At 39.6% G+C, this 14,024-nt stretch carries 13 protein-coding genes and 1 pseudogene; all 14 read right to left on the reverse strand.

The genetic code is table 11. The annotated features are described in order from the left end of the window. Positions 1-116: 116 nt before the first annotated feature. The 14 genes and pseudogenes from BN997_RS17655 to BN997_RS17720 all read right to left on the reverse strand — a co-directional run bounded on the left by BN997_RS17655 (position 117) and on the right by BN997_RS17720 (position 14,012). Positions 117-377 (reverse strand): stage VI sporulation protein F, encoded by a 261-nt coding sequence (locus tag BN997_RS17655; RefSeq protein ID WP_042534167.1) that lies wholly within the window; start codon positions 375-377, stop codon positions 117-119. A gap of 57 nt (positions 378-434) precedes the next feature. Next, positions 435-1,475: an NAD(P)H-dependent glycerol-3-phosphate dehydrogenase gene (locus tag BN997_RS17660; RefSeq protein ID WP_042534169.1), complete on the reverse strand. Its 1,041-nt coding sequence runs from the start codon at positions 1,473-1,475 to the stop codon at positions 435-437. 14 nt (positions 1,476-1,489) lie between these two features. Next, positions 1,490-2,800 carry a ribosome biogenesis GTPase Der gene (gene der / locus BN997_RS17665; RefSeq protein ID WP_042534171.1) on the reverse strand — a complete coding sequence of 437 codons (1,311 nt, stop codon included), beginning with the start codon at positions 2,798-2,800 and terminating at the stop codon, positions 1,490-1,492. Between the two features lie 177 nt (positions 2,801-2,977). Further along, positions 2,978-3,163, reverse strand: a complete 186-nt coding sequence (locus tag BN997_RS17670) for a capping complex subunit for YIEGIA (protein WP_042534173.1) — start codon at positions 3,161-3,163, stop codon at positions 2,978-2,980. Beyond that, complete coding sequence (locus tag BN997_RS17675; protein WP_042534175.1) at positions 3,164-4,060, reverse strand: YIEGIA family protein; 897 nt, start codon at positions 4,058-4,060, stop codon at positions 3,164-3,166. A 211-nt stretch (positions 4,061-4,271) separates the two neighbouring features. Continuing rightward, a complete protein-coding gene (rpsA, locus tag BN997_RS17680; RefSeq protein WP_042534177.1) occupies positions 4,272-5,405 on the reverse strand; it encodes a 30S ribosomal protein S1 in 1,134 nt (377 codons plus the stop codon). A 114-nt stretch (positions 5,406-5,519) separates the two neighbouring features. Beyond that, a pseudogene (locus BN997_RS17685) lies at positions 5,520-6,100 on the reverse strand (lysophospholipid acyltransferase family protein). Between the two features lie 137 nt (positions 6,101-6,237). Beyond that, positions 6,238-6,924: a (d)CMP kinase gene (gene cmk / locus BN997_RS17690; RefSeq protein ID WP_042534179.1), complete on the reverse strand. Its 687-nt coding sequence runs from the start codon at positions 6,922-6,924 to the stop codon at positions 6,238-6,240. A 256-nt stretch (positions 6,925-7,180) separates the two neighbouring features. Then, complete coding sequence (ypeB, locus tag BN997_RS17695; RefSeq protein ID WP_042534182.1) at positions 7,181-8,524, reverse strand: germination protein YpeB; 1,344 nt, start codon at positions 8,522-8,524, stop codon at positions 7,181-7,183. A gap of 16 nt (positions 8,525-8,540) precedes the next feature. Further along, complete coding sequence (sleB, locus tag BN997_RS17700; protein ID WP_042536275.1) at positions 8,541-9,299, reverse strand: spore cortex-lytic enzyme; 759 nt, start codon at positions 9,297-9,299, stop codon at positions 8,541-8,543. A gap of 426 nt (positions 9,300-9,725) precedes the next feature. Beyond that, complete coding sequence (gene prsW / locus BN997_RS17705; protein WP_042534185.1) at positions 9,726-10,403, reverse strand: glutamic-type intramembrane protease PrsW; 678 nt, start codon at positions 10,401-10,403, stop codon at positions 9,726-9,728. Positions 10,404-10,437: 34 nt separating this feature from the next. Next, positions 10,438-11,403, reverse strand: coding sequence for an asparaginase (locus BN997_RS17710; protein ID WP_042534186.1), 966 nt, complete (start codon positions 11,401-11,403; stop codon positions 10,438-10,440). A gap of 140 nt (positions 11,404-11,543) precedes the next feature. Then, a complete protein-coding gene (locus tag BN997_RS17715) occupies positions 11,544-12,518 on the reverse strand; it encodes a YpdA family putative bacillithiol disulfide reductase (RefSeq protein WP_042534188.1) in 975 nt (324 codons plus the stop codon). Positions 12,519-12,728: 210 nt separating this feature from the next. Beyond that, positions 12,729-14,012: a Glu/Leu/Phe/Val family dehydrogenase gene (locus BN997_RS17720; protein WP_042534190.1), complete on the reverse strand. Its 1,284-nt coding sequence runs from the start codon at positions 14,010-14,012 to the stop codon at positions 12,729-12,731. Positions 14,013-14,024: the final 12 nt, after the last annotated feature.

A 14,024-nucleotide genomic window follows, 5' to 3' on the forward strand; every position in this document is an offset into this window, starting at 1 on the left:
CTGCAGACCCGATGTATCAGGCCGCTACTGGCTGCCACTATTCCCGCATAGAATTTTCGAGTTCTCTCATTTTCGTGACACGGGAATTGCACAGCCAGTTATACTGTGATAAAAACCTATTTCTTAAATAAATTATTTAACGAATTGACATCCCCAGGCATTTTATTTTTGACAATGGATTGTACAATTTTGTCTTCTTTTTCTTTTGAAAGGGGTTTACCTGCCATCTGTGAAAGCTGTTTCACAAGATTTCGAACGGTTTTTTCATCCGAAAAATTTGCATGCTTTACCGAATCAGCTACTTTATAGACTTCCTCAGGACGAATGTTTGTGTTCTTTTGTATCTTATCAAACATACCTTTTTGAAAATTATTCACATGATTTCCTCCTTGCAGTTCATTCGTCACAGTATATGCAAGAAGGAAAGTTATGTGTTACTTATCCGAATAACGTTCTTTTAAAAGATTGCTTATATCATCCATTTCCTGACGCTTATTCCGGCTCATTAATTCGTCTACAACGTCCTTTGGTTTTTTATCCTCAAAAAGCACTTGGAAGATTCCTTGGGTAATCGGCATCTCAACACCCTGCTCTTCCGCAAATTGGTGTGCTGCCTGCACTGTCCGGACACCTTCTACCACCATGCCCATTTCTTCTAAAACCTGGTCGAGATTCATCCCCTTACCTAACAGGTTTCCAGCTCTCCAGTTTCTGCTGTGGACACTTGTACAGGTAACAATCAAATCTCCTACACCTGACAGACCAAGGAAGCTTAATGGATTAGCTCCCAAGGATGTACCAAGGCGGGCAATTTCGGCTAAACCGCGTGTAATCAAAGCTGCTTTTGCATTATCTCCATAGCCGAGACCATCTGAAATACCGGCTCCTAATGCAATAATATTTTTGAGAGCTCCTCCGACTTCGATCCCCAAAATATCATCGCTTGTATAAACACGTAAATTTTCACTGTTGAATAAATCTTGCGCTTGACGGGCCCTGTCCAGATTGACTGCTGATACAGATACTGTCGTCGGATGACGCAATGCCACCTCTTCTGCATGACTCGGTCCGGATAACACCACAATGTTCTCATAAGGGAAATCAGGAATCTCCTCCGAAATCATTTCAGATACACGTTTCAACGAACCGGGCTCAATCCCTTTTGTCGCATGGATAATCTGTGTGCTTGAATGAATATCATCTTTTAACTGCTGACAAACCTCACGAATTGCTTTTGTCGGAACAACGATAACAACTGCATCTGCATCTTTTACAGCTTCCTTCATGTCATGAAATGCAGTTATAGCGTCGGGAATATCAACGTCCAGGTATTTGTTATTCCGGCGAGTTTGGTTGATTTCGTCTACATGCTCCTGTCGATGTGCCCACAATCGCACCTCATGCCCATTATCAGCTAAAACTATTGCAAGTGCTGTTCCCCAGCTGCCTGCTCCAAGTACTGCAACCTTACGCATCGTATCTCTCCCCTTTACTGTCTCCGCCGTGCAAATATTTTTATCGGAGTTCCTGCAAAATCAAAAGCATCTCTAATTTTATTCTCTAAAAATCGTTCATAAGAAAAATGCATGAGTTCCGGGTCATTCACAAACACGACAAAGCTAGGCGGTTTCACAGCTACCTGTGTCGCATATAACACTTTCAGCCTTCTCCCCTTCAATGTTGGCGTCGGATTCATTGCAATGGCATCCATAATCACGTCATTGAGAACATTTGTCTGAACACGCTTCGAATGATTTTCGCTTGCTAATTGAACCATTGGAATCAGCGTATGAAGCCGTTTTTTTGTTTTTGCAGACAAAAATACAATTGGTGCATAATCTAAATACTGAAAATGCGCCCGGATTTTTGTTTCAAAATCCTTCATTGCTTTTTCGTCACTGTCCACCGTATCCCACTTGTTTACAACGATAACAATTGCCCGGCCTGCCTCGTGTGCATAACCCGCAATCTTCTTATCCTGCTCTCTGATGCCCGTTTCTGCGTCAATTAATACCAAGACCACGTCTGAGCGTTCAATCGCCCGCAGCGCCCTTAAAACGCTGTATTTCTCTGTACTTTCATAAACCTTACCGCGTTTACGCATTCCAGCTGTATCAATAATCACAAAATCTTGGTCATCTTTACGTAATTTCGTATCGATAGCATCTCTGGTTGTGCCTTCTATTTCACTTACAATCACGCGATTTTCATTTAATAAAGCATTTACCAGGGAGGACTTTCCTACATTTGGTCGGCCGATTAAACTAAAGTAAATCGTATCGTCCTCTTTTTCTGTTTCCTCATTTTCCGGAAAGTGAGCCACTACTTCATCCAGCATATCTCCCAGCCCGAGACCATGTGTTCCGGAAATAGGAAACGGCTGTCCAAATCCCAAGGCATAAAACTCATACACCATTTCACGCATTTCGGGGTTGTCCATCTTGTTCACGGCTAAAACAACCGGCTTATTGGATTTGAATAAAAGCTTTGCAACCTCTTCATCGGCTGCAGTAATACCTTCTCTGCCGTTAAGCATAAAAATAATAACATCTGCTTCATCAATGGCAATTTCAGCCTGCTGTCTCATTTGATTTAATAATGGCTCATCGACCATTTCAATACCGCCAGTATCTATTATGTTAAATGTTTGATTTAACCATTCTGCTTCCGAATAAATACGATCGCGGGTTACACCAGGTGTATCTTCCACGATAGAAATTCTTTCTCCAACTAATCGATTAAATATCGTTGATTTACCAACATTTGGTCTACCAACAATTGCTACTACAGATTTCCTCACGTAAGGAACATCCTCTCTTTTTTCAAAATTCCTTCTAAAATATCAGCAGGTTATACGACCCAGTAATACACAATCTCACTGCATCTCAGTCTTTATTCTAGCAAAAGTAGGAAAGTTCCACAACGAAATATATTAACGCTTGTTCAAAATGATTTTATTTAAAGCAGCCTCTTACTTTTAGTGTTTTACAATAATATAGACCTCATCACTCAAACGATGTGCAATGCCGTCCATAATCGCTTCCAGATTGGTTGAAAATAACTGAAGCTCCTCATTCGAGGCACAGATAAAGATAGGAGCTCCTCCTCCAACTTGCTCTTCTTTAGTAGTGATGACAGCTAAAATCGCTTTTTCGACAATCATTTACTTTTTACCCCCTTTTAAAAATGTAGCTTCTGAAGGCATTTTAATCGCATTTTCTAATACAGGAACCGAGCCGATTACTTTTTTAGCCAGATCTGCATCCCGGACAAGCGGTAAAATAAAAACACCCAGCCTACCGTCATCAAGATCACGTTTTATCAAAGGGGCTAAAGCAGGGGTTCCCGAATCTTTATAAATTCCTAAAGTAGCAGAAACATCATGTAATATGGCCTGCCGCTGACCCAGGTTGCTGATCGTAGTGATAACATTTATATTTTTTGGTGTGAGGATAAACCCCATTCCATATTTTAAAATCTCTTCCTGTCTTTCTTCTATCCCGATATTCATAATATAAATATTATCAACATACAAGCCGGCCCCGTCAAAGGAGATATCTGATTCTTCGATTTCGACAATGTCTCTTAACGAAGACCCGCTCATAAAGCTAAGCGCTGCAACGATGGTTAATACACCAACAACGGTGGAAGGAAACCACCCCCAATTTATATAAGCAAACGTTGTTAAAAAGGCTGCAAACATAACAAGATAATTTCTTCCTTCAAAAGAAATAGCAATTCCTTCAATGTACGTGCTGCCTCTGGAGACCAGTTCGAATTGATCCAATTCTGTTAACGTATTTCGCTCCATATTCCGGACATCTCTAAATTGAGTTGCGGCTACCGTTAAGAAGGTTACAGCAGTAAATTCCATTTCCAATAAAGCAGGAATAGCCAATGCACCAAGTGACGCAGCTATAAATCCTAATGATAAGTGAATAATCCGGCCATGCAGATAGGTAGGATACTGCCTATAATCACTACGTAATGTGATTAATCTGGCCAGTGTCCCTGCAACCACTCCAAATAAAATTGCTTGTGCGTAATATTCAATTTCCATACAAACCACCTCTTTTTCTTATGTGTTAGTATGGCTATTTTTTAAACGGATTATTTATAAATTTACCCGGTCTTATTGCCTGAAAAAAACTGTTCATCGATAGGCACAGTTTTTGGGCAACAAAAAAGCATAAACGTCTTTTACTGCATAAAAAAAGAAGATTGTCCCTTGATACTTCGAGACAATCTTCTTTTTCTAATAATCATTGTTATTATTTTTTGTATTTATCTAATTTATTTCCAATCACATCACCAAGCTGAAAGCCGGGCTGATCATCGGATTTTTCATATTGCTTGTATTCTTTTTCTTCTTGTTCCTGCTCCAATTCTTTGATGCTTAAAGAAATGCGCTGTTCTTCTTCATTCACATCTAATACCTTCACTGTAACAGGCTGTCCAATTTCAAGGACTTCCTGTGGTGTGCCGATATGACGGTTGGCAATTTGAGAAATATGAACAAGGCCTTCAACACCAGGCAATAGTTCAACAAATGCTCCAAAGCTGACCAGTCTCTTGACAACACCTTCTGCAGTGGAACCAGGTTTAATTTTTTCACTTACTTCTGCCCAAGGTCCAGGGAGCGTATTTTTATGAGATAAAGAGATACGTTCACTGTCTAAATCGACAGAAATAACTTCTACTTTGATTTTATCTCCTTCAGAAACAACATCTGAAGCTTTTTCAACATGCTCATGCGCTAATTGGGAGATATGGACAAGCCCATCAACTCCTCCTAAATCAACAAATACACCAAAATTGGTAATACGTTGTACGACACCCTCAATTACATCACCAGGGTTTAATGATTGCAGAACTTTTTCTTTTCTGTCTTTTTCTTCTTCCTCTACAATCGCACGATGGGATAAGATCACCCGGTTTTGGGTCCGGTCCATATCCGTGATTTTCACTTTTAACGTACGATCTAAATAATCACTGAAATCTTCCACGTAATAGGTTTCAACTAAAGAGGCAGGAATAAAGCCGCGTACTCCTACATCCACAACTAGTCCGCCTTTAACAACTTCCTTCACTGTTGTCTCAAAAGTCTCACCCTGTTCATATTTTCTTTCAAGCTCTTCCCAGGATTGTTCTGCATCTACAGCTTTTTTTGATAATACAACTTCATCATCATCGATTTTCTTTACTTTTAAAGTGACTTCTTCCCCTTCAGCTAACACATCAGTTGTAGACTCTACATGGAGCGTGGAAAGTTCGCTTATCGGTAAAATACCTTCTGTTTTATATCCGATATCAACAAGAACTTGTTTTTCTTCTAATTTTACAACTGTTCCCGTCACTGTAGCACCAACTTCTAATGCTTGAAGGTCTTTATTTTCTTCACTCATATCCTTAGCCTCCTAGTTACAGTTCGCCTATTCACACATTCGAATAGAAAAAGATTATTCATATGTTCTACCTATAACTTCTAATAATTAGTTTTATTTGTCAAGTAAAGTCAATTAATTTTTATGAATTTCGTATAAATTTCTGATTTCTTCCATAATTCCCTCTGACATTTCTTTTGCAGAAGATTTATTTTTTCGAAAAGCTTCTGCATCCATTGGTTTTCCATAAACAACCTTCGTCCGACGAAATAATTTATAATCACTCATAATGACACAGGGAACGACTTCCGTTGTGATCGGAGTGCAAAAAAGCCGACTCCAGGCAATGCGTTTCCCGGTTTGCCATCCTTACTTCTTGTCCCCTCCGGAAACAAGCCGAGCGTTCCTCCCTCTTCTAAAATTTTCAGGCCGCCTCTTAAAGCATTCCGGTCAGCCAGGCCCCGATTGACCGGAAAAGCGTGGACCCTTTTTAAGATACCACCTAAGATTTTTCCGCTGAAAAGCTCTTCCTTTGCCATAAAATGGATTGTTCTAGATGCTGTCATTCCTACCACAGGCGGGTCAAGGTTAGAAGTATGATTGGAACAAATAATGACTGGTCCTTTTTTCGGTATATGCTGTCTGCCAGTCACTTTAACTCGAAATAACGGATAAAAAAGAATACTTATTAAAAATTTACCCAAATAATACAGCATGGAGGCCCGCCTCCGGTTTTTAAACTTTTGCATGGAACAGGGGAAGGTTATTCCCCCATTCACATACAATTAACAACGAAGGTATTCGTTAACAAGCTTACCCTTCAGAGTCCAAGGTATTCCAAAAAAGCAACACGTTAGCGAATGCCAAGTTTTTCAATGAATGGCTGGCATATCTCGAGAATTTTATTTGTCACATCATCAATGGATAAGGAAGTAGTATCCAATTCAACCGCATCTTCCGCTTTGACCAGCGGGGATGCCTCACGGGTAGAGTCGAGTTCATCCCGCTTTTCTATTTCTTTTTCCAGTGTATGTAAATCAGCGGGGATGCCTTTTTGCCTGTTTTCCTCGAAGCGGCGCTTGGCTCGTTCTGTTACAGAAGCGATAAGAAATATTTTCACATCCGCATCCGGCAAAACATGCGATCCTATATCGCGTCCGTCCATGACAACACTATTATCCTGTGCAAGCTCTTGCTGAGCAGCCACCATTTTTTTTCGAACCAATGGATGCTTCGCAATAACCGAAACGGACGCTGTAACATCCGGATAGCGTACTGCCTCCGTGACATCCTTCTCATTGATAAATACACGCTGTCCTTCTTTATCCTGTGCAAGCCTGATATCAATCTTATTTAAAATTTCCATGACCGCTTTTTCATCTTCCAGATCAATATTCTCCTGCAGGGTCTGATAAGTAAGCGCCCTATACATCGCTCCAGTATCCACATAAATAATACCCAGCTTTTTTGCAATCTGTTTAGCAACCGTACTCTTTCCAGCTGCTGCCGGACCGTCAATTGCAATTGAAATAAGCTCCATTCTCTTCACTCCTGCCATTAAAAAGCCTGACAATTGCCAAGCGAGTTCTACACTACTCTATCATAACATATTCCCAATTTATTAAACAGTCGAGAACACCTGCAATTTTTCTTGAACATTTCTATATCTCTGCTTTCAGGATTCTAAAGTCAGACGCTCCATAAGACTTCTTATTTGTAAGAATAACAAAGAAAATTGCCTTCGAAAATGTATAAAATAAATTCTCGAAGGCGGTTACTATTAAGAATGTTTTTACTTATATTACAGAATTGTAATTAATTTCCGCATCTGTCATTTTCTCAATTTTTTCTTCTTCCCCTGTTTCAGCATTAATAAATATGCGATACGTCGCGTCATCTCTGGTTCCTAAAAATTCATAGGTGAGAATCTCTTCACCCTGATTATCATCAATAATCGCTAGATGGTTTTCTTGAATTTTCACACCCTGATTTACTGCATCACGTGCTTCTTCTTCTGAAATAGCCGGTTCTGGTATATCCCGTTCTGTATGATTTTTAAAGTAATTATTTGCCGTCAGACCGGTAATATCTCCATTATCTAAAGCTACCTTCACCTCGACAGCATCCGAAAAAACTCGAACTCCATCATCTTCATAGACAAAAGAATATATACCGACTTGATCATATTCACTGCTCTGGAAAAGCTCCATTTCATCAAATCCCAGCTCTGAAAGGTAATCCTTTGCTATTTCAAACCCTTCATTCAAGCTTAATTGCTTGCCGCCTATTTCTCTTGAAACTAATAAGTTAAGCGGATGGCCGCCCTGCACAGTTAAATCTGCGTAGCCTCTTTCCCCATTTTCATCATAGGAGACACTATACATTGGCGTTAATGCCCCGTCCCCAGATTTTGTAACCGTCCAATCGGTTCCGTCTTCTTTGCCAAAAAGCTTTTCGGCTTCCTTCATGGCTTCTTCTTCTGAAAGATCGTGACCTGCTATATTTTTATAAGAATGTTCTTCCGTTTCTGTACTGGTTGTACTGTTTTCAGGCGTTTCCTCCGTAGTGGTATCAAAAGTTTCTTCTACCGCTTGGAAGCTATTGACCATATCATTATCTTTTTCGTCATTTGTATTTAATAATGCTTGTTCTACGTCCATCCATTTCGAACCATCACTTAAGGAGTGATGCTGCGCTTCTCTGAGTTCATCCCGTATTTCTCCAGATTGTTGATAGAATTCTTCCAGCTGCGCTGTTTCTTCCTCTGTTAATGGGTCGTTATCCAAGTCACGAACAGCCGTCTGATAAGTGAAATCTCCTAACTCTGAGAGAAATTGCTCTGTTTTATGAATTGGCAACAATCCCATTGGCAAGTGCCCGGTATTGGCATGTGCATTGGAACTGATTCGCCAAATATCGACAAACTGCGGTGATAATTTATCTGGCGAATTCATTGCCAGTGAGGTCCCAATCTGGTCGTTTAACACATCCATATTGTAGGTGAGTTCATGGAAGGATCTCTGATATTCATTTTCTGCTTGAACGTATAAATCATTTTTTTGTTTATTTGTCTGGTAGCCCCAAATGGAAACAGAAATAAGGGCTACGGTTAACAATGTAATGGTAATCCAACGATACATTTCATTTCACACCTTTCTAACTGCAGAATATATGTTTTCCAATTGTCTTAATCTGTGGTCTGGTCCAAATCCATCCTGAAGTTGCGGTATCTGGATTGAAATAATAGAGTGCATTACCAGAGGGGTCCCAGCCATTAATCGCATCCAGCACTGCTTCTCGGGCCTGATCATTCGGCTCCAGCCATATCTGCCCATCCGCCACTGCTGTAAATGCTCTCGGTTCAAAGATAACTCCGGATACTGTATCAGGAAACAGCTCACTGTTTACCCGATTGAGGATAACTGCTGCAACTGCCACTTGGCCTTCATAAGGCTCTCCCCTTGCTTCTCCATATACTGCGTTTGCCATTAGCTGGATATCATTATTAGAATATCCTTGCGGGACATTTACCGAGCTGGTAGGGGTACTTTCTTCTCCTCCATTATTCCCTCCGGATGGAGCAGAGCCAGTCCCATACATTTCTTGCTTCACCTTCTCTTTATCGAATTCTGTCGCCTGCGTCAGCTTATCCTTTGCTGCCTGCCCGGCCAGCCCATCGATTTCCATTCCAAATTCATATTGAAAATTTCTTAAAGCCCAGTAAGTTCCCCAGCCAAAAACACCGTCTATTTTGCCATTATAAAAACCGATATGTTTTAATCTGGCTTGTAATTCAATAACGTCATCTCCAACTGCTCCTTGTTGAATCACTTGATCACTAAATGCACTTGTCTGTTCTGGTTTTGCAAAAATAAATGCAGATAGAAATATAAAAAGGGTAAAGCTAAAAATCATAGGCTTGCGATGTCTTTTCATATTGATGCCTCCATTTTCTTCCTATAAACCTTTCTTTTCATACCAGCTGCTTCTAATATTTAAAGGGATAGCCGGCAAAAGATTGGCAAATGAGAAATTTTCTCACGGAGAACCGCCCGTAAAACTCCTGCCTCGAAATAGAGAGTGAAAATATATTTATTGAGGTTGGAGATAACAGGCGCTAACTCCCTGAACCACTCAACTAACATCCAGCAGATAATCTTAAGCTGAATGAAGTTTCGTTTTATCTACGTCTATTTTTTGTGCAATTCCTCTTTTTATTCATAAACAATGAAAATCGAATTAATTGCTTTCTCGCGGATACATTTTCTGTCCTGTTTCATGCCGGTTTTAATCGTCTTTTTGCCACAAAAAAAGCTGACGAACAACTATTTCGTCAGCTTCTTATCTATTACTTTTATACATTTTGTCTGGGAGGAAACGGATATCATACATTCTGGCATGCTTTAAACGATAAATCGCAAAAAACCATACACCAGCTAAAAATATCGACAGGATAATAATAAATTGATTTAATCCGAGTAATATGTAGTTATATATTCCATGCAGCAGAAATGGAAGTACAAAGGCAATCGTCAAGTATTTGTGTTTGTTTTTTGGTTTCATTTTTGCTTTTCCTAAATAATATCCCATAATAATTCCAAACAGAGCGTGTGAAGAAACAGGATACAGTGCACGCATCCATGCAAATTCAACTCCATTTGATAATAAATAAAATACATTTTCCAAGGAAGCAAATCCTAAACTGATTGCACTGGCATACACAATTCCATCGTAATGGTTATCAAATTCATCATGCTGATAAATTAAGAACATGAACATAAACCATTTGAAGAACTCTTCCAGAAACGCACTAAATAGAAAAGCTTCTGCAACAATCGGGATATTGTCCAGCTCCGCATGAATACCATACTGAATAAACATAATCGGCAACACAATCAATGCGCCGGCGATAAACATACGTACTATCAGCCAAAGCGGCTCTGTGATACGGTCACGCAAATAAATAAACGTCATAAAAGCTACAGCAGGGGCTATACCAGCAGATAGAGCAGCTATCATTGATTCTTACTCCTCTTCTTTAGTCGGTAAACAATTATATATCAAATAAATGTTCCAGTTCCGCGTTACTTGCCATTCCCACAAGAAGTTTAATTCTTGCTTTTTTACTATCATAATCTCTTCCCAAAAGTACTCCATTCTCCATAAGATCATAGGTACTTCCTTCATAATCATAGGTAGGATAAACTTCTCCTTCCACAGCAGAGGTCGTAATTACTACTTTTATCCCTTTTCGGATACATTCTTTAATCGCAGGCATCATAGCCTGAGATACTTGTCCTCTGCCGACACCTTCCAGAACCAGTCCATCTACTTTATTGTCTATCGCTGCTTGGATATATTTTCCGTCAGTTTCCATATATACTTTAATAATATCTACCGTCGGGAGCTCTTTTTTTAACTCTAAATGCTCCCGGTACGTCGGCTTTTGGAATACTCGAACCGTGTTGTTATCAATAATTCCTAAATAGCCGTAGCCAAAAGCATTAAAACCTTGGATATTCGAAGCATGCTCTTTTCGGACATAACGGGAATGGAAAATACGCTCATTGAATACAACCGTCACACCGACATCCTTTAAATCTTCACTGCAGGCTGCCAAAATTGCATTTTTAATATTTATAAAGGAATCTGTCCCCACCTCTTTAGGTGAACGCTGCGATCCGGTGTATACAATTGGAATATGGTAGTTTGAAATAAGGTGCATAAAATAAGAAGCTTCTTCCAGTGTATCTGTTCCCTGTGTGATTACAATCCCGTCGAAAGCTTCTTCATTTAAGTACTCGTCTAACTTTTCTTTGATTTTTATTAAATCAGAAAAGTTTAAATGCATACTAGCTTTTTGAAAGAAAGAATCCACCTTCACCTGAATATCGGAGGGAACATCACATTTTTCAATAATATCTTCTCCAGTTAATACACCAGAAGCCAGTTTACCGCTCTCCTCGTTTTTATCACTTGCAATGGTGCCTCCTGTTGCAATCATCAACACTTTTTTCATGTTATTACCTTCTTTATTGGTTAGTTATCTGCATCATCTATTAGTATATCACAATAATTTTTACTGAAATAAAGTTCAAGCTGCATGCGGCAGCGAGAGGAAGAACAGGCCTCCCGCTTTATCTGTTCCAAAGCATGTCATTATCTGGAGCAGATAGATGCAGCAATTTGCTCTCCATGGAAACGTCCATTTTCAATAAATACTTTGTTATTATCATATCCTGCAGCTACTACGCCGGCAATATATAAATTTTTCACATTTGTTTCCATCGTGTTCTCATCATGAACAGGCTTGCCATTCTCCAGATTAATCTCCACACCAGCTTGCTTTAACAAGCTATAATCCGGACGATAGCCTGTCATAGCAAAGACAAAGTCATTCTCGATCGTTACTTCCTGCCCCTCTTTTTCATAAGTTAAATGCGTATCGGTTATTTCTGTTACAGATGCGCCGAAAACCATATCCACTTTCCCATTTCTGGCAAGTGATTCAAACTCTGGCAAAATCCATGGCTTAATACTTTCCGAATAGATATCTCCACGATAAATGACGGTGACATCTGCCCCGGCTTTATGCAGTTCCAGCGTTGCATCTACAGAAGAGTTTTTACCGCCGATAACAGCAACTTTTTGATTAAAAAATTCATGTGCCTCTTTAAAATAATGGGTTACTTTAGGCAATGATTCTCCTGGGACATCTAAGTAGTTAGGCTGGTTATAATATCCAGTAGCCATAATTACTTTTTCCGCACGATATTCATTCTCACTTCCATTATTTTTAACAGTTTTTAAGCAAAAATGCTCTTCATCTTTTTCAATAGACACTAATGTTTCAAACGCATTTATACGCAGTTCATTTCGTTCGGCAACTTCCCGATAATAGACCATTGCCTGATTGCGCACCGGCTTTTTATTTTCAGAGATAAATGGGACACCGCCAATTTCTAAACGGTCACTTGAGCTAAAAAACGTTTGGTGAGTCGGGAAGTTGCTGATTGTCTGAACAACATTTCCTTTTTCAATTAATAAAGGGTTTTCGCCTTTTTGCTGAAGCTCTAAAGCACACGCCATTCCGCATGGTCCAGCTCCAATAATAATAATTTTTTCGTCTAGCATTTCTTATCCTTCCTTCATCCATCACTTAGAAAAACGATTCATCCGCTATTAATCAGAGAACCAATCGCTGATTTATTCTATATTATCACGTAAAAATTTTTCATTTACTATCGTACAACGAAGCAGACTGCATCGCAATACAAAAGCTTTTCTTCTACACAAATAAAAAACTCTTATCATGGAAGAGTTTTTTATTTATTTCCTTATGAATTAAACCCAGCCTCTAAAACGGGAAGCTTCAGCCATTTTCCTTACACCTATCATATAAGCTGCCAGCCGCATATCAATTTTTCTTGTTTTTGCCATATGATATATATTGTTAAAAGAATTAATCATGATTTCATGTAATCGTCTGTCGATTTCTTCCTCTGTCCAGTAAAAGCCCTGGTTATTCTGTACCCATTCAAAGTAGGATACTGTAACTCCCCCGGCTGATGCCAGAACATCCGGAACGATAAGGACATCCCTGTCGGTAAGGATCTTCGTTGCTTCCATTGTCGTCGGGCCATTGGCTGCTTCTACAATAATTGAGGCTTTAATATTATGTGCATTATCTCTTGTAATTTGGTTTTGTACCGCTGCCGGAACAATAATATCACAGTCCAGCTCAAATAATTCTTTGTTTGTAATCGTTTTATCAAATAGTTTAGTTACGGTTCCAAAACTGTCACGGCGATCCAGCAGATAATCAATATCTAAACCATTCGGGTCATGTAATGCCCCATAAGCATCTGAGATTGCGACAACTTTTGCTCCGGCATCATGCAGAAATTTTGATAGAAAGCTTCCTGCGTTCCCAAATCCCTGAATAACGACCCGGGCTCCCTTGATATCGATGCCTTTCTTTTTCGCCGCTTCATTTAAAGCAATCGTTACCCCTTTAGCTGTTGCCGATTCTCTGCCGTGAGACCCGCCGAGAACAATTGGTTTTCCGGTAATAAAACCAGGATTATTCAATTTATCGATTTTACTATATTCATCCATCATCCATGCCATGATTTGTGAATTTGTAAATACATCTGGAGCCGGAATATCTTTTGTCGGACCGACAATCTGACTTACCGCCCGAACATACCCGCGGCTTAAAGCTTCCAGTTCTCTAAAAGACATTTCCCTCGGGTCACAAATGATACCGCCTTTTGCTCCGCCATAAGGCAAATCTACAATCCCGGCTTTTAAACTCATCCATATCGAAAGTGCTTTCACTTCTGTTTCCGTAACATCCGGATGGAAACGAATGCCGCCTTTTGTCGGACCAATCGCATCATTATGCTGAGCTCTATAACCGGTAAAGACTTTCACCTTACCATCGTCCATACGGACTGGAATACGAACAGTAAGCATACGCAAAGGTTCTTTTAATAAATCAAAAACTTCTTCAGGGTAACCAAGTTTATTTAATGCGGTTTCCACAATAGATAACGTTGAATTTAACACATCCGTATTTTCTTGTTTTTTAGCTTGGGAAGCATCTCCTGCTTTATCGCCTGCCATTAATATTTACCC

It is taken from the genome of Oceanobacillus oncorhynchi (genome assembly GCF_000821065.1).
Classification (GTDB): domain Bacteria; phylum Bacillota; class Bacilli; order Bacillales; family Amphibacillaceae; genus Oceanobacillus; species Oceanobacillus oncorhynchi.